Genomic DNA, 21,092 nt, shown 5'->3' with positions numbered 1-21,092 from the left:
TCTCGTCGAGGGATGCGGCGGACCGGAGGCGGCTCGGCGCAAGACTTTCATTGCGGTAGGAGAGCGCCCGTGAACGAACAAGGCCCGGCGACGCAATACTGCGCGACCGGGCCTCCGAACAATCGCGGTGCTACGGCGGACCGAGCACACCGGTCGTGATGGTGATGGTGCCGGTCTTCGATACCGAGGAGCCCGTCGTCGGCTGCTGACTGAGGATGCGGCCGATACTGCCCGTATCGAAGGTGCCCTGGGTGTTCTGGTTGATCTGGCTCACGCTGCCGGTCCAACCCGCCTGGCGCAGTCGATCCAGCGCCTGGGTGGGGGTCAGTCCGACGAGGGTCGGCATGGTGATCTGGTCGCCGCTCGAGACCTGGACGATCACCGGGGAACCCTTGTCGGCCATGGTGCCGCCCGCCGGATTCGTCGAGATCACCTCGCCCTTGGGCTTGGAGGACGCCACTTCCTGGATGGTCACCGCGAAGCCCGCGCTCTCGACCAGATTCGGCTGGGCGATGCTGATGTCCTGGCCGACGACGCTCGGCACCTTGATCTGCTCGGGTCCCTTGCCGATGTAGACGATGACCGCCTGGTCGACATCCACCCTGGTACCCGCGGACGGATCGGTGCCGACCACCTTGTCGGTGTCCTGCTCGCTGGATTCGCGGCGCTGCACGGTCGGATCCATCCGCAGGCCCTTGGAATTCAATTCCTGTTCGGCCTGCTGCTGGGTCAGCCCGTCCAGCCGTGGAACCGGCACCTGCGCCGGACCCGACGACACCTGGACGGTCACCGTGCTGCCCTCGTCGATTCGCGATCCACCCAGTGGCTGGGTCGAGATGACGTTGCCGGTCGCGACTTTGCCGTCCGGTTTCTGCTGGATAGCCACCGTGAAGCCGAGTCGGGACAGGGAGTCCTGCGCCTGCTGCTGCGATTTGTTCGACAGATCGGGCACGGCGACCTGATCCGGTTTACTTCCAGGCCCGATCAGCACCCAGAAGAGGCCGAAGATCACCGCGAGTCCGGCGGCTGCGCCGAGGGCCAGGTAGGCGGTGCGCCGCGGCGCGTTCTGTTCGGCGGGTTCCTGTTCGGCGGTGTCGTCCCTGCGCTCGACGGTGCGGAAACTCCGCGGCGGGGGTTCGTTGGAGCCGAAGACGGTGGTGCGATCCTCGTCGGTCATCACCATCGGCGCGCTGGGCCGCTGTCCGCCGAGCACCCGGATCAGATCCGCGCGCATCTCGGCGGCGGTCTGGTACCGGTTGGCCGGATTCTTGCTCATCGCCTTGAGCACGACCGAATCCAACTCGCGCGGCACGCCGTTGTAGACGTGCGAGGGCAGGCGGGGATCCTCGCGTACGTGCTGGTATGCCACCGCGACCGGTGAGTCGCCGGTGAAAGGCGGTTCCCCGGTGAGAATTTCGAACAGGACGCAGCCGACCGAGTACACGTCGGAACGGGCGTCGACCGTCTCGCCGCGGGCCTGTTCCGGCGAAAGGTACTGGGCGGTGCCGATCACGGCCGCGGTCTGGGTCATCGGATTGGAGGTGTCGGCCAGCGCTCTCGCGATACCGAAATCCATTACCTTCACCGCGCCCGCGCGGTTGATCATGATGTTCGCCGGCTTCATATCGCGATGCACGATTCCGGCCTTGTGGCTGAAATCGAGTGCGGCGCAGACGTCGGCGACGACCTCCATGGCGCGGCGCGGCGGCAGCGGACCCTTACCGCGCACGATATCGCGCAGCGTGTCGCCGTCCACGTACTCCATGACGATGTAGGGGAGCGGACCGCCGTCGATCTCGGCTTCGCCGGTGTCGTACACGGCGACGATGGCCGGATGGTTGAGCGCGGCGGCGTTCTGTGCCTCGCGTTTGAAGCGCAGGTAGAAGGTGGGATCGCGAGCGAGGTCGGCGCGCAGCACCTTGATCGCGACATCGCGGCTCAGCCGCAGATCTCGCGCCTTGTGCACCTCCGACATGCCACCGAAGCCGATGATCTCGCCCAGCTCATAGCGGGAACCGAGATTCTTCGGGGTCGTCATGGTTGTCCTTGCGAGGAAGTGGGCGGCGCACTGCGGGTACCGGAGGGGCCTCGGGCACCACTGGGGGCTTCGGAGAATGGTAAGGGGAGCGTCGGGAACCAGGTACGCGTCGTCGTCGGGCCTGCCGACTTGCTCGTCTTGGTCGTAGTCGGCGCCGTACTGGTCGGCGGCACGGTCGTCTGTTCCGGCGTTGTCGTCGGAGGTTCGGTGGTGGTCGGTTCCGGCGTTTCCGTGGTCGGCGGCGGCACGGGCGGCTGCGCCCTTGTCGTCGTCGGTTCGGCCGCGCTGGTGGTCGGCGGTTTGGTGGGCGGCGCGACACTCGTCGTGACCGGCGTTCGTGTCGGATTCGGGTTGGTGTCACCACCGAACAGCAGCCAGAGCGCGGCACCGCAGAGCACCACCGCCGCCGCGCCGAGCACGGCCAGCCATTTCTGCGTTCCGGTCCACCCCTGGTTGCCCACGGGCGGACGACCACCGGGGGTGCCGGGATTCATCGCCGTCGGCGCGACACCCGCGGCACCGACCGCGCCGGTCTGCGGGCCGTAACGGTTCGAACCGTCGTGCTGGCCCGCGGACATGACAACGGTCGGACCTGGCGGCAGAACCCGGGTCGCGCCCTCGGTCACGGGCCCACCGGCCGCGCCGTGCGGTGGCGGTGGACGGTGACCCGCACGCACCGCCGCGACGGCATCGGCGAATTCGCCGCCGCTGGCGTAGCGCCGATCGGGGTCCTTGCCCATGGTGATCTCGATGAGTTCACGCACGTTGGGGGGAAGATCGTCCGGCATGGGCGGTGGTGCGTCGCGAACGTGTTTCATCGCGACGGTGATCGCGCCGTCGCCGCTGAACGGACGCATGCCCGCCAGCACCTCGTAACCGACGACGCCGAGGGAGTAGACGTCACTGGCCGAGGTGGCGTCCTCGCCGACCGCCTGCTCCGGGGCGATGTACTGCGCGGTGCCCATGACCATGCCGGTCTTGGTGACGGGGGAGGCGTCGACCGCCTTGGCGATGCCGAAATCGGTGATCTTCACCTGACCGGTCGGCGTCACCAGGATGTTGCCCGGTTTCACGTCGCGATGCACCACGCCGGCGGCGTGCGCCACCTCGAGTGCGCGTCCGGTCTGTTCGAGCAGGTCGAGGCCCTGGACCACGGAGAGCCTGCCGAGTCGGTTGAGTACCGTGTTCAGCGGTTCGCCCTGGACCAATTCCATGACCAGATAGGCGGTTTCGCCCGCCGACGGATCGTAGGTCTCGCCGTAGTCGTAGATCCCGGCGATACCGGGGTGATTCAGCTGAGCCGTGGTCTTGGCCTCGGTGCGGAATCGTTGCCGGAAGGTCGGGTCGGCGGAGAACTCGGCCTTGAGCACCTTGACCGCCACCCTGCGGTCGAGCCGGGTGTCGAGTGCCTCCCACACCTGGCCCATACCGCCCGTGGCGATGAGTCGTTGCAGTCGGTAGCGGTCCGCGACCATCGCACCGTTGTTCAGCATCGGGGCCCCCGTACCTCTCGTACGTTCATATCGTTCAGCCCCCCTGGAGACCGGCGTCGAGCACGGCACGGGCGATGGGCGCCGCCACCGACCCACCGGTGGCGGCCAGAGCCCGGTCGCCACCGTCCTCCACGATGACCGCGATGGCGATCTTCGGGTTCTGGGCGGGAGCGAACGCGATGTACCAGGCGTGCGGCGGGGTGGAGCGCGGGTTCTCGCCGTGTTCGGCGGTACCCGTCTTGGACGCGATGGTATAGGCGGAGCGACCGCCGCCCACGGTGTTCTTCTCCGACGCCACCATCATGGTGGTCAGCTGGGAGGCGACCTGCGCGCTCACCGCCTGCCCCACCGAGACGGGTTTGGTCTTGGACAACTCGCTCAGATCGGGTCCCTGCAACTGGTCGACGAGATAGGGCTGCATCCGCACGCCACCGTTGGCGACCGTCGCCGCGATGACCGCGTTGTCCAGCGGGGTGAGTGCCACATCGCGCTGGCCGATGCTGCTCTGCCCGAGCGCGGCGTTGTCGGAGATGCTGCCGACCGTACTCTCGGCCACCGGGATGGGAATACCCCCGTGGGGTCCGATGCCGAATGCCGCGGCCTCGTCCTCGAGGTTGGCGGCGCCGACGCGCAATCCGAGTTCGACGAAGGCGGTGTTGCAGGACAGCCGGAACGCCTCGGTGAGCGACGCGGTGGGTCCGCCGCCACAGCTGGAACCGTTGTAGTTCTCCAGCGTGGTCGTGGTGTCGGGCAGGGTGATCGTCGGCGCGGCGGTGAACTGGTCGTCCGGGGTGGCGACGCGGTTGGCGAGCGCGGCGGCCGTGACCACCACCTTGAATGTGGAGCCGGGTGGGTAGGTGCGTGAGATGGCGCGGTTGAGCATCGGCTGGTCCGGATCGCTGGACAGCCGGTCCCAGGCTTCCGTCGTGGCCGCGCCGTCGTGGCCCGCCAGCTCGTTGGGGTCGTAGCTCGGCGTGGAGACCATGGTGAGGATCTTGCCCGTGCTCGGCTCGATCGCCACGACCGAGCCGGTGAAACCCTTCGCGGTCAGCTGGTCGTAGGCCACTTTCTGCATGACCGGGTCGAGCGTGGTCAGCACATTGCCGCCGCGCGGATCGCGTCCGGAGACCATATCGATCAGGCGCTGGCCGAACAGTTGACTGTCCGACCCGTTGAGCACCGAATCCTCGGTTTTCTCCAAGCCGGTGCTGCCGTTCTGGATCGAGTAGAAGCCGGTGGCGGGGGCGTAGGCGGAGGGATCGGTCGGGTAGGTGCGCAGGTACTTGTAGCGGTCGTCGGTCGCGACCGAACTGGCGAGCACGGTGCCGCGCGCCGAGATCTGTCCGCGTTGGCGCGCGTACTCGTCGAGCAGGATGCGCGAATTGCGCGGGTCGTTGCGGTAGTGGTCGGCTTGGACGACCTGGATGATCGTGGCGTTGACCAGCAGCGCGACGATCATCACCATGACCGCGACCGCGACACGTCGTAGCGGGGTGTTCATTCCTGTGGCCTCGTCTCCGAGCGACGCAAGAGCTCTGTCGTGGCTTCGGCGATGGGGGCGACCGGGTCCTTCTTTCGGGCCGGTGCGGGCGCGCGGGCGGCGTCGGACACCTTGATCAACAAGGCGAGAAGTGCGTAGTTGGCCAGCAGCGACGACCCACCGTAGGACATGAAGGGCGTGGTCAGGCCGGTCAGTGGAATCAGTTTGGTCACACCGCCGACGACCACGAACAGCTGGATCGCGATGGTGAACGAGAGTCCGGCGGCGAGCAGTTTGCCGAAGCTGTCGCGTACCGCGATGGCGGTGCGCAGGCCGCGCAGGATGAGGACCAGGAACAGGATCAGCACGGCGGTCAGCCCGATCAGCCCGAGTTCCTCGCCGATGGTGGTGATGATGAAGTCGGTGTTGGCGAAGGGGACCTGATTCGGCCGCCCGCTGCCGAGTCCGGTTCCGGCGAGACCGCCGGTCGCGAGCCCGAACAACGACTGGGAGAGCTGATAACCGGTGTTGTGGTAATCCGCGAACGGATCGAGCCAGGTATCGGTCCGCACCCTGACGTGGGAGAAGGATTTGTAGGCGAAGACGAATCCGATGGCGAGTAGTCCGCCGCCGATGATCAGCCAGCCCACCCGCTCGGTCGCGATGTAGAGCATCACGAGCACGGTGCTGAAGATCAGCAGCGAGGTGCCGAGATCTTTCTCGAAGACCAGCACCGCGATGCACACGAGCCACACCGCGAGGATGGGGCCCAGGTCACGACCGCGCGGAAAATCCATGCCGAGCATATGTCTGCCCGCCGTGGTGAACAGATCGCGCTTGGCCACGAGCACCGAGGCGAAGAAGATGATGAGCAGGATCTTGGCGAACTCACCCGGCTGCACGCTGAAACCGGGCAACCTGATCCAGATCTTGGAGCCGTTGGTCTGGGAGAAGCGGTCGGGCAGCAGGGCCGGAATCATCAGGGCGACAAGGCCGATCAGCCCGAGGGTGTAGCTGTAGCGGGCGAGGGTCCGGTAGTCGCGCAGCACGATGAGCACCACGACGAAGACCACCATGCCGAGGCCGGTCCACATGATCTGCTGATTGGCGTCGGGGGAGGGGATCGACACCGAGTTGTATTCGGCGTTCTGCGCCGCTCCGAGATCGAGCCGGTGGATCAGCACGAGGCCGAGTCCGTTGAGAACGGCGACGACCGGGAGCAACAGCGGATCGGCGAACGGCGCGAAACGCCGGACCGCGAGATGCGCCACCGCGAACAGTCCGAGGAACGCCAGTCCGTACTTGGCGATATCCCAGGTGACCGACTGTTCCTGACTTGCTTCGACCAGGAACAGGGAGACGGTGGTCAGCAACGCGGCGAATGCCAGCAGCAGCAGCTCGGCATTGCGTCGCGTCGACGGTGGTGGCGCGGGAGCGAATCCGCCGGGCGGACTGGGAAAGGCCCCAGCGGACGGCGGTGCGGGTGCGGACATCAGTCCGTCACCCGGCAGTTCTCCCCCGCGATCTGGGGGGTCGGCGACGCGGTCGACGTCGGCGCGGTGGTTTCCACCTTCGTCGGTGTCTTGACGTCGGTTCCCCTGTTGTCACCGGCGTCGGGCGCGGTCGGCGTATCCGCCGGGTTGGCCGCGGGCGGTGTGTCGGTCGGCGCGGGCGGTGTTTCGGGCGCTGGCGGCTGAGCGGGATCGTTGGGCACCACGCCTGGCTGGGCGGGCGGGGTGGTCGGCTGAGCGGGCTTGGGCTGTTCCTTCGGCGGGCACGGCGGCAGCAGTTCCTGCTGGGCGAGCAGCCGCATCTGATCCTCGGCCTTGCCGAGCGAACCCGGCGGCAGACCCTTCACCACCTGATCGCGCCCGGTCTGCTTGAGGTCGTTGACCCGCAACGTCTTACACGACGCGGGCAGGTCGGTTCCGGTCTGGAGCATGGTGAGGTCACCGGATTTGTTGACGCAGCCGACGGTGTCGACCTCGTGGATCGAGTACCCGAGAATCGAACCGGGTAGCCCGCGCATGATCACGACCTGGCCGTTGTCCGCGCCGACGTAGTAGTTGCCGCGAATCATCTTGTAGCCGACGACGAGTCCGATGCCGACCGCCAGTACCAGTGCCACCGCGAGCATGATCCAGCGCAGCCGGTGGGATTTACCCGGCGCGGGTGGTTCCGGTGTCGCGGCGGCGCGGCGCGGCGGCGTCGCCCTCGGCGGGCGCATCGCCGCGGCACGGCCCGCCGAGGTGTTCGGCGGCGGTGAGTCGTCGTCCTGGCCGGAGGCGGCGCCCGCGACGATGGGATGGCTCTGGCCGTAGTCCAGATCGATGACGTCGGCCACGACCACGGTGACGTTGTCCGGGCCACCGCTGCGCAGCGCCAGCTCGATGAGCCGATCCGCGCATTCGTCGGTACTGCCCTCGCGCATGGTGTTGGCGATCGTCTCGTCGCTGACCACGTCGGAAAGGCCGTCGGAGCACAGCAGATAACGATCGCCCGGCCACGCCTCGCGCATGATGAGCGTAGGCTCGATCTCGTTACCGGTCAGCGCCCGCATGATCAGCGAACGCTGCGGATGGGTGTGCGCCTGCTCGGGTGTGATCCTTCCCTCATCGACCAGGGACTGCACGAACGTGTCATCCCGGGTGATCTGGGTGAGTTCACCGCCGCGTAGCAGATAGGCGCGCGAGTCGCCGATATGCACGAGGCCGAGTTTGCGACCCGCGAACAGGATGGCCGTGAGCGTGGTGCCCATGCCGTCGAGTTCGGGTTCTTCCTCGACCTGGTCGGCGATCGCGGCGTTGCCCTCGTGGGTGGCGGCGTCGAGTTTGCCGAGCAGATCGTCGCCGGGTTCGTCGTCGTCGAGATGGGCGAGCGCGGCGATCATCAGCTGGGATGCCACCTCGCCCGCGGCGTGGCCGCCCATGCCGTCGGCGAGTGCGAGCAGCCGTGCGCCCGCGTAGACGGAATCCTCGTTGTTACCTCGGACGAGACCGCGGTCGCTACGCGCTGCGTAGCGGAGAACAAGTGTCACGGTCGCAGCTCGATCACTGTTTTGCCGACACGAACTGGTGTGCCGAGGGGAACACGGACTGCGGTGGTCACCTTCGCGCGGTCGAGGTACGTGCCGTTCGTCGAGCCGAGATCTTCGACGTACCAATCGTCACCACGCGGGGAGAGTCGCGCATGCCTGGTGGAGGCGTAATCATCGGTGAGCACCAGCGTTGAGTCGTCCGCACGACCGATCAGCACCGGTTGGGTGCCGAGGGTGATGCGGGTGCCGGCGAGTGAACCTTGAGTCACCACAAGATATTTGGCGCCCTTCTGGCCTCGGCTGAAGGAAGGCAGCACTGCGGAACCGCGTGCGGCCCTTGGCTGTATCCGAACACCGGATGCCGCGTAGATGTCGCTGCGCAAAGTTCGCATGACCGCCCATACGAACAGCCACAACAACAGCAGGAACCCCGCACGGGTCAATTGCAGGATCAGTCCCTGCACGGCGTTCCACCTCCTGTTCGACCGTGTGTACGTCGGTGCTGTAGGTGCGGTTCGACCCACCCCCACAAGCCTGCTGGTCTTGCCCGGCCCCGAAGTGGCGCCGTGCGTGTTGGCAGCATCATAGGGCCGTCAGTCGATTCCGATCACGATACGACCGCAGAACCCCCGATTACCATTCAGGAGCGCGGCATAGCGTGACTGCACCGGCGAGCTTACGGGATCACACGATACGGATCAGGATCTCGGAATGCCCGGCGCGGATCACATCGCCGTCGGCTAGTTGCCAATCCTGGACCGGGGAACCGTTCACGAGGGTGCCGTTGGTCGAGCCGAGATCCGACAGCATGGCCGTCTGACCATCCCACCTGACCTCGATGTGGCGACGCGAGACGCCGGTGTCGGGCAGGCGGAAATGCGCGTCCTGACCGCGGCCGATGATGTTGCTGCCCTCGCGCAACTGGTAGGTACGGCCGGAGCCGTCATCCAGTTGCAGTGTCGCCGAATAGCCCGAACCGGCCTGTGCGCCTGCGCCGTACGCGGGGGGCGCGGCGTAACCGGGCTGCGCGCCGTAGCCGGGCTGTTGCGAGTAGGCCTGGCCGTAGCCCGCCTGTTCCTCCTGGCCGTAGCCCGCCTGCTCGGAATAGGTCTGGTCGCCGTAGGCCGGTTCGGCGTAGCCCTGCTGGCCGTAGCTCTGCTGCGCGTAGCCGGGCTGACCGTAGCCGGGATCGCCGTACCCCTGGTCGGCGTAGCCCTGCTGCTGGCCGTAGCCGCTCTGTCCGTAACCCGGGTCGCCGTAGCCGGGCTGCTGACCGTACCCGGGATCCTGGTAGCCGGGCTGCTGACCGTAACCCGGTTCGCCGTACCCTTGCTGGCCGTAGCCGGGCTGCTGACCGCCGCGCTCGGCGGCACGATCTCCGTAGCCGGGCTGCTGGCCGTAGCCGGGTTCCTGGTAAGCCTGCTGGCCGTAGCCCGCCTGACCGGCCTGGCCACCCTGCTGGTAGTCGTAGCCGTTCTGGTAGTCGCCGTATCCCTGCTGCGAATCCGGAGCCTGGTAGTCCGCGCCGCCGTACGGTGCGGCGCCTCGGCCGTAGTCCTCGTGATACGCACCGTTCTGCGGACCGGGCCGCCCCGCCGGCGGCGGCGCGTACCCGCGGCTGCGTGGATCGGACTCCGCGGGCTCACGACTCGGGTCGTAGCCAGAGTTCTGCGTCATGGGGCCAGCTCCTGGTTGCGGGTGTGCAGGTCGTTGTGGCGGGGGTTCGGGGCTGTCGGCCTTGCCGGCGCCGCGACCGGCGTCGGGATCGACGCGGCCGCTGGCCCTGAACTGTCCGGTGTGCAGCGTAGGTGATGCCTCGAACGCTACGTGTACTTCGCCATAGGTCTGCCACCCTTGATCGCGGATGTAGTCCTGGAGATGTTTGGCGAACGCGCGGGTGGTGAGGTCGTGATCGGCATCGAGTTGCGCATGATCGGAAGAGTTGATCGTGATCACATAACTGTTGGGCGCGAGCAGATGCCCGCCGCCCACGTCCTGGATGTGATCGGTGGCCTCACGCTGCAGCGCTGCCTCGACTTCCCGGGGAACCACGCTGCCGCCGAAGGCGCGGGCGAATACGTCGTCGACGGTACCCCTCAGGCGACGCTCGAACCGTGAAACGATGCCCATCCCGGCCTCCCTTCGCTGTCCGTCTACCCGAGTCTCTACTCAATTCATAACAACGACACGCGCGTATGGCGTGTCGTGTGTCGACCACGTTCATTGCATGATATCCACGATCGTCCACACCTGTAACTCCCGGAAACCCCAGTAGGTTCCCCGTGTCGTCGGTGGACGTCACCAGCCCCGCCGCACCGCTGGTCAGGGGGCGATTTCGTAAACCGTATCGCCCCGTGATAAGTTCTTCCAGTCGCTCGGGCGAGTGGCGGAATGGCAGACGCGCTGGCTTCAGGTGCCAGTGTCCTTCGGGACGTGGGGGTTCAAGTCCCCCTTCGCCCACTTCACTCGATAGAAGGCCCATGCTCACGTAGAGCGTGGGCCTTTTCTCGTTTCGGCATCGTTGTGGAGGCGCGGCCCCCACGCCCCGCCCGGCGGGCTGCGCCCCCGGACCCCGCTGCCGAGGGCTTCGCCCCGGCTCGGTGGTGGCGGCTGAGGCGCGTTGTGTCGTGGCGGGTGGGTGTTGTCGGTCGTCGGGAAAACGGTGGGCGAAAATCGTTGCTTCCAGATGAGAACCTGTTCTAATTTTGGGCATGCGCAGATATGAGGGTCGCCGAGTTCTCGTCACTGGAGCCGGGTCGGGTATCGGGCAGGGGATCGCCTTGCGGCTGCTCGACGAGGGGGCGCAACTGGTCGCCGCCGATATCGATGCGGCCGGGCTGGCGGCGACGGCGGACAAGGCCGGTGATGTCGGTGATCGGTTGCGGACGGTGGAGGTGAACATCGCTGATCCGGTGTCGGTGCAGGCGGCGACGGGAGACGCGCTGGAATTCCTCGGTGGGCTCGATGTACTCGTGAACGCGGCGGGCATCCTGCGGCCCGCGCGGACCCACGAGATGCCGCTCGAGGTGTGGAACCAGGTCATTACGGTCAATCTGACCGGTACCTTCCTCGTCACCCAGAGCGCGTTGCCCGCGCTGATCGACTCGGGGCACGGCGTCGTGGTGAACCTGTCGTCGACGGCGGCGTTCCAGGCCGCGCCGTATCTCGCGGCGTACGCGGCGTCCAAGGGCGGGGTGAACTCGTTCACGCACGCGATCGCCCTCGAATACGCCAAGCAGGGGTTGCGCGCGGTGAATATCGTGCCAGCGGGAATCACGAGCGGGATCACCACCACGTCGATCCTCGATCAGCCGGAGGGCGTCGACTACAGCCTGTTCGCTCGACTGACCGGCTGGCTCAACGGTGGCGCGCTCGGCAGTCCGGAGGACATCGCCGGTGTCGTGGCGATGGTCGCCTCGGAGGACGGCCGCTACATCACCGGCACCGAGATCCGCGTCGACGGCGGCGCGCTGATGTGATCAGCGCGGTCGCGCGACGAGCAGGTGATGTGGGATCGGCCGGTTCTCCAGCGGCCTGTGCTCCACCGAACAACCCGCCCGCTCGAGTGCCGCGCTCACCTCGGCCACCGGCCGCAGCGTGAATCCGTACGCGGTGAACGGCATCTTCGCCATCGCGTCCGGATCACCGATGCCGATCACGACGCGCCCGCCGGGACGTACGACGCGGACGAGTTCGGCACATGCCGCGTCCAGGTCGGTGAGGAAGTACACGGTGTTGACCGTGATGGCCGCGTCCAGGCTGTCGTCGGCCAGCGGCAGTGCGGTGAGCGAACCGTTGTCGAGCAGCAGATGCCCGGCGGCGATCTCGCGAGCGAAACCGGATCGGGCCCTGGCGAGCATATCGGCGGAGATCTCCAGGCCGTGCACGGTTCCGGCGCCGCCGAGCCGGGCCAGCAGCAGTTCGAGTCCGAGACCACCGCCGAAGCCGATATCGGCGACGGTCGCTCCCGGCGTCACGGCGGTGGCCTCGACCGCGCCCTCGATGGCCTTTCGATTACCCCGGTTGAGAAATCCGGCGACGCCCTTGCCGAGGACGCCGTGCGGTTTGCCCAGTTGGCCCGCCACGGTGGACAGGATGCGATCACGGAGTCCGCTCATGAATGCCAGCCTAGACAGCGGCACACGCGGTCCGGTGCCGAGCGGGACCGGTTCGTCGTGGTCTCCCGCGCCGGATCACGTCTCGAATATTGTTGCCGCGCACCTCGAAGCGCGGGTGTCACCGACGAAAGCGGAGTGCGATGCGATCACCGTTGATACTGCTCGCCGCGGGCGTCCTAACGCTGTCGGCCGCCGGTTCTGCGCAGGCGACACCGTGGGGACCGCTCGCGCCACCGAATCCTCATCTCGGTCCGGTCGGCACGTCGACCATGCACGGTGACGCGGGTTCCTCGGACGCGACGCCGCTGGCCGGTCCGGGGCTCGGACCACGCGCGGTATCGGCCTATCCGCTGGCCTCGGCCTGTCCCACGCTGTTGCAGGGGACCGACGGTCTGGTGGTGGCACTGTGCACCTCGATCGCCGGGCAGCGCCCGACGGTGCACCTGCTCGATCCGGAGGTGCGGGGACCGATCGGATATTCGCTCGCCGCACGGGAATTGGCCAAGGGCAGCCTGCTCGGCGGCGTCTACGCCTATCTCGACGACGCCGACCGGTTGGTGGCGGTGGACGGCGATCGCGCCCTCGTGCGCGTGGCGCATACCAGGGACACCGACGGCCGCTGGACGCTGACCATCGATGACACCGTCGATCTGCGCGCGGCGATTCCCCCGGGCGACAACGTGACCGGACTCGTGCCCGATCGATCGGGCAACGTGTGGTTCGCCACCGGCAAGGGCGTAGTCGGCCTGGTGACGCCCGCCGGCGCGACCGAGACGCTCACCCTGCCCGCCGGGGAGGAGGTCGCGAACAGCATTTCCTCGGCGCCGAGCGGACGTGTCGCGGTCGCGACCACCCACGCCATCTACGAGTTCCGCGCCGATGCCGCCGGACGACCCGAACAGCTGTGGCGCGCGGCCTACGACCGTGGCGCGGCGCGTAAACCGGGACAGTTGAGTTGGGGGACCGGGTCGACGCCGACCTACTTCGGACCCGATACCGGCGCGGAGTACCTCACCATCGTCGACAACGCCGACGGCCGGGTGAAGGTGCTGATATTCCGTTCGGGGACAGGGGAATCGGTGTGTTCGCGGCCGGTGCTCACCGAAGGCGGTGCGGGCAGCGAGAATTCGCCGATCGGCATCGGGCGTTCGGTATTCGTCGCGAGCACATACGGTTACCCGTATCCGGCGGTGCCGGAGGGCGCCGGGCCCGCGGTACCCGCTGTCGCCCCGTTCGCCGGTGGCATGACACGGGTCGACGTCGACGAGAGCGGCTGCCACACGGTCTGGGAGAACTCGGTGCGCAGCGCCGCCGTACCGCACCTGTCGGTCGCGGACGGTCGGCTCTACACCGTGACGCGGGTCGGACCGCAAGCGACGACCCCGCTGGACGGATACACCTTCACCGTCATCGATCCCGAGACCGGCGCGGTGCGTTCGGGGAGTCCGCTGCCGGGCACGATCGTCGACGATCCGCTACAGACATCGGCGCTGATCGCTACCGGCGGCCGGGTTTTCCAGGGCACGATCACCGGCATCCTGCGTATCGCCTGACCTCCCTCGCCCCTGTGGATATCCGGGGCATTTCTGTGGATAACTATGAACGCCCGGGCGAGCCTGTGGTCAGCTGTGGATAACTCGACACCCCCTCGAGGAAAGTCACTGCGGCCGAGGTGCAGTGCACAATTCGCGGCGTCGAAATATGTGAAGTTGCACAAATCCCCAGGTAGAGCCAGTTTCTCGACCTCGCGACGAGCCTCGAACATCGCCCCGGCCCGCACCGCGGAAACCCGGATCATGCCCCGCGAGTGACCTCCCCGTGACCCTCATCCTCGCCTATAGGGTTATGCACAGGGTCCTATGTATAGCTCCTGAACCCACCCCGACCAGCCCCCTCCGGTTCGCGGCCGTCTCGCGTGCGAGCGGTCGAAGCGCATGCGACGCAGTCGCGAGTCTCGACCGCTCGCACGCGAGACAACCGGGGCCGCGAACCCCCCCGCGCCCGCGCGGCAAAATCTCAGTACTCGCCTGCCCGTGGCCCGGTCGCCAGTCCGATACGCACCATCGAGAGGGTTCGGTCGATCACGGCTTCGCGCGCTCTGGCATCGAGATCGCCCATTGCGCCTTCGATGATCAGCGAGGCCATTCCGTGCACGGCGGCCCACGCGGCGACCTCGGCATCGGGGCGATGCGCCGGGTCGGTGTAGCCGATGGCGACCAGTTCGTCGAGCAACGCGGAGAGCATGTCGAAGGCGGGTGAATTCCACTCGCCGGGGTCGGCAGTATCGCTGCCGCAGAAGGCCGTTCGGAACAGACCCGGTTCGCGCAACGCGAAGGTGATGTAGCCGCGGCCGATCGCGATCAGCCTGCCGACCGCGTCCGATGCGGGGTCGATCGCGGCCACGGTTTCGGTCATCGCCGTGAACAGGCTCTGCTGGGCCTGTTCGTGTGCCGCGTGCAGCAGTTGATCGTGATTGGTGAAATGCCGGTAGGCGGCGGTCGGGGTCACGCCGACCCGCCGCGCCGCCGCTCGCACGGTCACGGCCTCCGGTCCACCGTTCTCCGCGAGTTCGGCGGCGGCCAGCACCAGCGCGTTGCGGAGGTCGCCGTGGTGGTAGCGACCGTCACGGGCGGGCTTTGCGCTGGTCTGCGTGTCTTTCTTCGAGGCGGCTCCGGTAGGTGTCATCACTTCGATGTTGACACCCATGCACATCAGGTGGCAAGTTAACACCCACAAAGTTTACAGGCGATCACATCCCGATCGGGGAGGCCAGACATGTTCGAACAACTCGGCAGATTCGTAGTCCGCCGAGCACGCTTGATACTGATCGTCAGCGTGCTAGCGCTCATCGCGGGCGGCGTGGTCGGCGCCACCGCGTTCGGCAAGATGCAGTCGGCGGGACAGGACGACCCCAACGCCGAATCCAGTCTCGCCGCCGACCGTCTGACCGACGAGTTCGGCGCCGATACCGACTACGTGTTCCTGATCCGCGTCGAGCAGGGGTCGGTCGACTCCGGCGCGGCCGCCGACTTCGGCCGCGATCTGGCACGGCGGCTGGCGGGTGACGACCGGCTCACCAACGTCGTCTCGTACTGGGACACCGGATCGCCCGCCATGCGTTCCACCGACGGCACCGCCGCGGTGGTGCTCGCGGGCAATGTCGAGACTGATCCGGGCAAGCAGGACAAGATCGCCGAGGCGATCATCGACGAGTACGGCGCCGACGGGCCCGCCGCGACGGTGCGGATCGGCGGTCTCTCCGCGACGTTCAGCGCGGTCGGCGCGCAGATCGGCAAGGATCTCGGCCTCGCCGAGGGCATCGCGGTGCCGTTGATCATGGTGCTGCTGGTGCTGGCCTTCGGCAATGTGGTCGCCGCCCTGCTCACCCTGGTCGTCGGCGGTATCGCGATTCTGGGGACATTCACCGAACTGGCGATTCTCGGATCCGTCACCGATGTGTCGATCTATGCGGTCAACCTGACGACCGCGCTCGGACTCGGCCTCGCGGTCGACTACGGCCTGCTCATGGTCAGCCGGTTCAGGGAACGGCGCGCGGCGGGGGAGACACCGCAGGATTCGATCGCCGGTGCGGTGGCCACCGCGGGCCGGACCATCGCGTTCAGCGCGGCGACGGTCATGGCGGCGCTGTCGTCGCTGGTGATCTTCCCGCAGTATTTCCTGCGCTCGTTCGCCTACGCGGGTATCGGGGTCGTCGCCATCGCCGCGACGGCCGCGGTGATCACCCTGCCGGCGCTGATCTCGGTACTCGGTGTGCGCGCCGAGGCGTGGAAGGTGCCCGGCGTCCGGGGCATCCGCGGTGAGGCGACGCCGTTCTGGGCGAATGTGGCCGGTTTCGCGATGCGCAGGCCTGCGCTCGCCGGGATTCCCGTGGTCGCGGTTCTGCTGCTGGCCGCGGCCCCGCTGCTCGGGGTCCAGTTCGGCACCCCCGACGATCGGGTGCTGCCGACCGGTCTCGAGGTCCGGCAGGTCGGTGACGCGATGCGCACGGAATTCGGCGGCGGCGACGCGAACGCGCTGTCGGTGGTGACCACCTCCGGCGTCGCGGCGGGACCGGTGTCCGAATACGCCCGCGCGCTGTCGCGTGTCGAGCATGTCACCCAGGTCGATTCCAGCGCGGGCACTTTCGTCGCGGGGGAACAGCGCGGCACCTCGCCCGCCGACGCCAGATTCGCCCGGCCCGATGCCCAGCGGCTGACGGTGCTGACGGATCTCGATCGCAATTCCACCGAAGCGAGGGATCTGGTCGACCGGGTCCGGGCGGTGCCCGCGCCGGACGGGACGCGCACGCTGGTCGGCGGCGAGGTCGCGGGATTGCGCGACAGCCTGTCCTCGATCGGTGAACGGCTGCCGATCGTGCTCGGCTGGATCCTGCTGACGACCTTCGTCCTTCTGTTCCTGTTCACCGGCAGCGTCGTGCAGCCGCTGCGCGCGCTGCTGTCGAACGCGCTGAGCCTGGCCGCCACGCTGGGCCTGATGGTTTTCGTCTTCCAGGACGGGCACCTGTCCGGACTGCTCGGATTCACTCCGGCTCCGCTGGATGTCTCGATGCTGCTGCTGTTGTTCTGCATCACCTTCGGGCTCTCCATGGATTACGAGGTGTTCGTGATCAGCCGGATCAAGGAAATGCACGATCGCGGCGCATCGACGGTGGAAGCGGTGACCGAGGGGTTGGCCCGCACCGGTCGGCTCGTCACCACGGCCGCCGCGCTGATCTCGATCAGCTTCCTCGCCTTCGTCATCAGTGATGTCCGGTTCATTCAGTTCTTCGGGCTCGGTGCGGGGCTGGCCATTCTGATCGACGCGACGCTGGTTCGCGGCGTGCTGGTCCCGGTGACGATGCGGCTGCTCGGCCGGGCGGCATGGTTCGCGCCGCAGCCGTTGCGGGTTGTGCACTCGCGTCTGGGCCTCGCCGAAGCCTGATTCGATCCGTGCGAGGCGCTCGCCCCGGCGTGGTTTTCCGAACCCGCCTGCGAGCGCCTCTTCGCGGTCGCGAACAGGCGTTTCGGGGCGCGGATATGTCCCGTCGGCCGCGATGTATGCACCGGTGAGGCGAAGATCACACGACCTGCCGTAGTTGCCATTACGGTGCTGATCGGGCTCCCGTCGAGCCCGCGCGGGGTGACACTTCCGGCTCTGGTTATTTCCGATCTTGACCCAATGTGAGTTCGCTGATTACCGGCGTGACAGGACGTGTATCTGGTTAATTACCGAGTAAACAAACCTGAAGTCGCTTTCTGTTCACCCAATGTCCAGCTACCCGGTCCGGTGTCACCAAAGTGCCTGGTAGGCATGCTGCGAGGATTGCATACCGAGTATCTCCGGAGCCCATGGCAAATCGCTCCGGATGCGCTCGGGACTCTCGAAAACGCCTTCGGCGCCGCGGTCGGAAAAGGTCGCGCCTCGGCGCGGAAATGGTCCCGAAATGGCACGGAAATATCAGCTGCGAGGTAGCTGGATATGTGAAATATATCGTGTTCGAACAGGGTTGCTGGCGTGCTGCTTTATACGCCGAACCCCTACGAACAGGGTTGCGCCGCCATAACGATTGTGTAGAGTTGACGGTAACGCTGACCGCAGCTGAGCTCGACTCGCTGCGGTCAGCGGAACTCAAATGGGGGATCTCGACACCGCTTTGTAACCCGGCATTGCTGTCGATTATCCGAACCCGCTCAGCCTATCGTGTGCTCGGTGTTGTCTGCGATGCGACCGCCGCTGTTTCCCCGCTTTTCCCGTGCCTGACGTGGGATGTACCGCTGTCGATCGCATTGACGTACAGGGCCTCGCTGTCGAAACTCGCCAGGTCGGCGAGGTCGCCGTCCTCCTCGCGCGCGGCGGCTCCGCCGACCCCGAACACGTAGTAGAGGAAAAGCGCCTCGGCCGTGAAACCGATCGCGATGCGCACCGCGACCGGCAGACCGCTCGGCGTCACGAAACCCTCCAGCAGGCCCGAGACGAACAGCACCCCGACCAGCCCGAGCGCGATCGTGGCCGTGGCCCTGCCCTGTCTGGCGACGGCCTCCAACCTGCTCAGGCGGCCCGGATCGATGAGCGTCCAGCCGAGTTTGATGCCCGCGCCGCCCGCGACGAAAACCGCGGTCAGCTCCAGGGTTCCGTGCGGCAGGATGAATCCGAAGAACGAATCGAGCCGACCCGCCTCGGCCATCAGCGCGGCCGTGATCCCGACATTGAGCGCGTTCATGAACAGCAGGTACAGCACGGGCAGAATCAGTACGCCGGTGAAGAGGGCGATCGCGGCGACCCACGCGTTGTTGGTCCACACCTGCGCGGCGAAGGCGTCGTTCGGATGTTCGGTGTAATAGGTCTCGAATTGGCCGCCGGGGGCGGTGAGATCGTCGTTGTCGGTCGGGATGCCGAAAAGCTCGCGCGCGTTGCCCGAACCCTGGATCCAGATCGCGAGCCAGGTCGACACCGCGACGAACAACGCCGCCGTCGCGGCCCACCAGCGCCAGGATCGGTACAGGGCGACCGGGAAGCTGTGGGTGAGGAAATGCCCGATCTCCGCCCACACCCCGGTTCCGGTGCCGAGAACCCGGCCGCGCGCGCGGGTGAGTACGGCACTGAGCCCGGCGATGAGTTGCGGATCGGGGCTGTGCGACTGCAACCGCGCCAACTGCTGGGAGGTGCGCCGGTAGAGCACGATCAATTCGTCGGCTTCCTGCCCGCTCAGCTTGCGCTGTTTGGCCAGATGATCCAGCCGCTCCCAGGACCGCCGGTGTGCCAAGCTGTACGCGTCCACGTCCATTCGGTTGCCTCCCTGACCGCCGGTCGAAAGAATGTTATCGACATGGCTGAATTCACTACCGGCGAAGCGGTCGCTCTCGAACTGCCGATCGCCCGGATTCCGACGCGTGCCACCGCGTTCATCATCGACGTGTTGATACAACTGGCGTTGTACCTGCTGCTGTTCACGCTGATGGCACTGGTGGTGATTCCGCTCGATCCCGACGAGGCGTGGATCGAGGCGATCACGCTGCTGATCGTGATCGGCGTGCTCGTCGGCTATCCGGTGGCCTGCGAGACCCTGAGCAGGGGACGCAGTCTCGGCAAACTCGTACTCGGGCTGCGCGTGGTGCGCGCCGACGGCGGACCCACCGATTTCCGGCACGCGCTCACCAGGGGACTGGCCGGAGTGATCGTCGATTTCTGGTTGCTCGGCCTCTTCGGCGCGGTCGCGGTCGTCACGTCGATGTGCTCGCGCGACGCCCGCCGCGTCGGCGATGTGCTCGCGGGAACGGTGGTCGTGCACTCCCAGGCCACGCTGCCGTTCCCCGCGCTGGTCACGCCGCCGCCCTGGCTCGCGGGCTGGGTGACGAGACTGGATCTGTCCGGGATTCCCGAGGATCTGGCGCTGGCCGTGCGGCAGTATCTGACCCGGGTCCGCACTCTCACCCCGGAAGCCGAGGCCACGCTCGGCGGCGCACTGGTCGCGGCGGTCTTCGCGCGGTTGCAGGTGGCCGCGCCCGCGGGATATCCGCCGGTGCAGATCCTGGGCGCGATCGTGGCCGAACGGCAGCGACGGGCACTCACACCGCCCTCGTACGGACTGGTCCGCACGGGCTGACGCCGGCGCGACGGCGATACGGATACTCACATCGTGCCGGACTGCTTCAATTCCAGATATTCGTCGGCCAGCGCCTCGGGCAGACGTTCGGGGGAGGCGGCGACCACCGCGATACCCCTGCGCCGCAACGATTCCTGCACGAGCGCGCGTTCGGCCAGCACCGATTCGGCGGCGGCCGCGCTGTAGAGGTCGTCGAGGGTGTCGCGACGCGAGGCCGCGTCGGCGATCTCCGGATCGGTGACCGAGACGATCAGCACGCGGTGTCGCTGGGCGAGCACGGGAAGTACCGGAAGCAGATTCTCCTCGACCGCCGCGCCGTCCAAGGTGGTGAACCAGACCACCAGGCTGCGCCTGCGCGCGCGTTGCAGTGCGGCGCGCACCAGTCCCGCACTGTCGGTGTCGACGAGCGCTGGCGTCACCGACGCCAGCGCGTGCATCAACTTGAGCTGCAACCGGTTTCCGCCGACGCCGCGGACTTCGGCGCGGACCTCGCGGTCGTAGGCCAGCAGATCCACCGAATCGCCCCCGGCCGCGGCGAGCCCGCCGAGCAGCAACGCGGCCTCGATACCGGCGTCGAGCCGGGTGCCGTCACCGACCCGGCCCGCGCTGATACGGCCGGTGTCGAGCAGCATGAGCATGTTCCGATTGCGCTCGGGACGCCAGGTGCGTACGAGCACATCGGTCGCGCGGGCGGTCGCGCGCCAGTCGATCGCTCGCACATCGTCGCCCGCGACGTATTCGCGGAACGAGTCGAACTCGCTGCCCTGGCCGCGCATGGTCGCGATATTGCGGCCTTCCAGATGTTGCAGACGTTTCACCTTCGACCGCATCAGTCTTTCGCTGCGGAACGGCGGCAGCGCGCGCACCCTGGCGGGCACCGTGCGGCGGGACTGCCTGCCCGCGAGGCCGAGCGGACCGAGCAGTCGCAGCGTGACCGGGCCCGCGACGCGGTCACCGCGATAGGTCGGCGTCACGGTGGTGCGCAGCCGAACCCTGGTGTCCGGGCCCGAATCCAGCCGGTGCTCACGATGTCCGGCGCGGGCGCTGCCGGGCCAGTCGTCCCACAGGTATCCGCGCGCGGTCCTGCGACCGGTGTTCACCACCGTCAACTCGACCTCGGCGGTCCGACCGAGTCTGACCACCGTGAGCGGATCCCTGGACACGGTGAGATCGCTCGCCCGCGCGACCGAGCCCAGATCGAAGAGCACCGCCGCGACGAGCAGACCGGTCACGATGACGACCCCGGCCCAGCTGTGCCACGCGGCAGCGACCACGACCACACCGACCGCCGCCGCGGCGGCCAGCCGCCCCGTCACAACCACG

The 21,092-nt window shown here is 67.4% G+C and carries 15 protein-coding genes and 1 tRNA gene; 5 read left to right on the top strand and 11 right to left on the bottom strand.

All coding sequences use genetic code 11. The features are described 5' to 3' along the window. Positions 1–130: 130 nt before the first annotated feature. From pknB to DAT37_RS02205, 7 genes are all read right to left on the bottom strand, one after another. Complete coding sequence (pknB, locus tag DAT37_RS02235) at positions 131–2,038, bottom strand: Stk1 family PASTA domain-containing Ser/Thr kinase (RefSeq protein ID WP_109522940.1); 1,908 nt, start codon at positions 2,036–2,038, stop codon at positions 131–133. Next, entirely contained in the window at positions 2,035–3,531 is a 1,497-nt protein-coding gene (locus DAT37_RS02230) for a protein kinase domain-containing protein (protein WP_109522939.1), read from the bottom strand. Before DAT37_RS02230 ends, pknB begins: the two co-directional genes overlap by 4 nt. 34 nt (positions 3,532–3,565) lie before the next feature. Next, positions 3,566–5,032 carry a peptidoglycan D,D-transpeptidase FtsI family protein gene (locus tag DAT37_RS02225; RefSeq protein WP_109522938.1) on the bottom strand — a complete coding sequence of 489 codons (1,467 nt, stop codon included), beginning with the start codon at positions 5,030–5,032 and terminating at the stop codon, positions 3,566–3,568. After that, a complete protein-coding gene (locus DAT37_RS02220) occupies positions 5,029–6,504 on the bottom strand; it encodes an FtsW/RodA/SpoVE family cell cycle protein (protein WP_109522937.1) in 1,476 nt (491 codons plus the stop codon). The genes DAT37_RS02225 and DAT37_RS02220 overlap by 4 nt, the downstream gene beginning before the upstream one ends. Next, entirely contained in the window at positions 6,504–8,048 is a 1,545-nt protein-coding gene (locus DAT37_RS02215; protein ID WP_109522936.1) for a PP2C family protein-serine/threonine phosphatase, read from the bottom strand. The genes DAT37_RS02220 and DAT37_RS02215 overlap by 1 nt, the downstream gene beginning before the upstream one ends. Then, positions 8,045–8,512 carry an FHA domain-containing protein FhaB/FipA gene (locus DAT37_RS02210; RefSeq protein ID WP_109522935.1) on the bottom strand — a complete coding sequence of 156 codons (468 nt, stop codon included), beginning with the start codon at positions 8,510–8,512 and terminating at the stop codon, positions 8,045–8,047. The genes DAT37_RS02215 and DAT37_RS02210 overlap by 4 nt, the downstream gene beginning before the upstream one ends. A gap of 220 nt (positions 8,513–8,732) precedes the next feature. Next, complete coding sequence (locus DAT37_RS02205) at positions 8,733–10,178, bottom strand: DUF3662 and FHA domain-containing protein (RefSeq protein ID WP_109522934.1); 1,446 nt, start codon at positions 10,176–10,178, stop codon at positions 8,733–8,735. Between the two features lie 247 nt (positions 10,179–10,425). On the opposite strand from DAT37_RS02205, the gene DAT37_RS02200 reads away from it, so the two are divergent. Together DAT37_RS02200 and DAT37_RS02195 are read left to right on the top strand one after the other, a co-directional pair. After that, a tRNA-Leu gene (locus DAT37_RS02200) sits at positions 10,426–10,508 on the top strand. Between the two features lie 251 nt (positions 10,509–10,759). Then, on the top strand, positions 10,760–11,527 hold the full coding sequence (locus DAT37_RS02195) for an SDR family NAD(P)-dependent oxidoreductase (protein ID WP_109522933.1): 768 nt from the start codon (positions 10,760–10,762) through the stop codon (positions 11,525–11,527). Here DAT37_RS02195 and DAT37_RS02190 read toward each other — a convergent pair whose 3' ends face one another. After that, positions 11,528–12,166 (bottom strand): class I SAM-dependent methyltransferase, encoded by a 639-nt coding sequence (locus DAT37_RS02190; protein ID WP_109522932.1) that lies wholly within the window; start codon positions 12,164–12,166, stop codon positions 11,528–11,530. It abuts the gene before it with no gap. A 140-nt stretch (positions 12,167–12,306) separates the two neighbouring features. Here DAT37_RS02190 and DAT37_RS02185 point away from each other — a divergent pair, with 140 nt between their 5' ends. Next, positions 12,307–13,719: an NHL repeat-containing protein gene (locus DAT37_RS02185; RefSeq protein WP_109522931.1), complete on the top strand. Its 1,413-nt coding sequence runs from the start codon at positions 12,307–12,309 to the stop codon at positions 13,717–13,719. A gap of 463 nt (positions 13,720–14,182) precedes the next feature. Here DAT37_RS02185 and DAT37_RS02180 read toward each other — a convergent pair whose 3' ends face one another. After that, positions 14,183–14,851, bottom strand: coding sequence for a TetR/AcrR family transcriptional regulator (locus DAT37_RS02180; RefSeq protein WP_109523235.1), 669 nt, complete (start codon positions 14,849–14,851; stop codon positions 14,183–14,185). A 90-nt stretch (positions 14,852–14,941) separates the two neighbouring features. Between DAT37_RS02180 and DAT37_RS02175 the strand changes: the two genes are divergently transcribed. Beyond that, the gene (locus DAT37_RS02175; RefSeq protein ID WP_109522930.1) at positions 14,942–17,107 is read left to right on the top strand and encodes an MMPL family transporter; all 2,166 of its coding nucleotides are present in this window, start codon (positions 14,942–14,944) and stop codon (positions 17,105–17,107) included. 754 nt (positions 17,108–17,861) lie between these two features. Here DAT37_RS02175 and DAT37_RS02170 read toward each other — a convergent pair. Beyond that, a complete protein-coding gene (locus tag DAT37_RS02170) occupies positions 17,862–18,950 on the bottom strand; it encodes a stage II sporulation protein M (protein ID WP_109522929.1) in 1,089 nt (362 codons plus the stop codon). Positions 18,951–18,992: 42 nt separating this feature from the next. Here DAT37_RS02170 and DAT37_RS02165 point away from each other — a divergent pair, with 42 nt between their 5' ends. Then, the gene (locus tag DAT37_RS02165) at positions 18,993–19,769 is read left to right on the top strand and encodes an RDD family protein (protein WP_109522928.1); all 777 of its coding nucleotides are present in this window, start codon (positions 18,993–18,995) and stop codon (positions 19,767–19,769) included. Between the two features lie 26 nt (positions 19,770–19,795). Here DAT37_RS02165 and DAT37_RS02160 read toward each other — a convergent pair whose 3' ends face one another. After that, the gene (locus DAT37_RS02160; protein ID WP_109522927.1) at positions 19,796–21,091 is read right to left on the bottom strand and encodes a DUF58 domain-containing protein; all 1,296 of its coding nucleotides are present in this window, start codon (positions 21,089–21,091) and stop codon (positions 19,796–19,798) included. Between the last annotated feature and the right edge of the window lies 1 nt (position 21,092).

It is taken from the genome of Nocardia aurea, from assembly GCF_003123685.1.
Taxonomy (GTDB): domain Bacteria; phylum Actinomycetota; class Actinomycetes; order Mycobacteriales; family Mycobacteriaceae; genus Nocardia; species Nocardia aurea.
The sequence above is the reverse complement of the archived record's forward strand: the minus strand, read 5'-3'. Positions and strand labels throughout refer to the sequence as shown.

Coding starts and splice junctions, on each gene's coding strand:
- DAT37_RS02165 (WP_109522928.1), top strand. CDS start 18,993: ATGGCTGAATTCACTACCGGCGAAGCGGTCGCTCTCGAACTGCCGATC.
- DAT37_RS02190 (WP_109522932.1), bottom strand. CDS start 12,166: ATGAGCGGACTCCGTGATCGCATCCTGTCCACCGTGGCGGGCCAACTG.
- DAT37_RS02225 (WP_109522938.1), bottom strand. CDS start 5,032: ATGAACACCCCGCTACGACGTGTCGCGGTCGCGGTCATGGTGATGATC.
- DAT37_RS02205 (WP_109522934.1), bottom strand. CDS start 10,178: ATGGGCATCGTTTCACGGTTCGAGCGTCGCCTGAGGGGTACCGTCGAC.
- DAT37_RS02185 (WP_109522931.1), top strand. CDS start 12,307: ATGCGATCACCGTTGATACTGCTCGCCGCGGGCGTCCTAACGCTGTCG.
- DAT37_RS02175 (WP_109522930.1), top strand. CDS start 14,942: ATGTTCGAACAACTCGGCAGATTCGTAGTCCGCCGAGCACGCTTGATA.
- pknB (WP_109522940.1), bottom strand. CDS start 2,038: ATGACGACCCCGAAGAATCTCGGTTCCCGCTATGAGCTGGGCGAGATC.
- DAT37_RS02220 (WP_109522937.1), bottom strand. CDS start 6,504: ATGTCCGCACCCGCACCGCCGTCCGCTGGGGCCTTTCCCAGTCCGCCC.
- DAT37_RS02230 (WP_109522939.1), bottom strand. CDS start 3,531: ATGCTGAACAACGGTGCGATGGTCGCGGACCGCTACCGACTGCAACGA.
- DAT37_RS02195 (WP_109522933.1), top strand. CDS start 10,760: ATGCGCAGATATGAGGGTCGCCGAGTTCTCGTCACTGGAGCCGGGTCG.
- DAT37_RS02180 (WP_109523235.1), bottom strand. CDS start 14,851: ATGACACCTACCGGAGCCGCCTCGAAGAAAGACACGCAGACCAGCGCA.
- DAT37_RS02170 (WP_109522929.1), bottom strand. CDS start 18,950: ATGGACGTGGACGCGTACAGCTTGGCACACCGGCGGTCCTGGGAGCGG.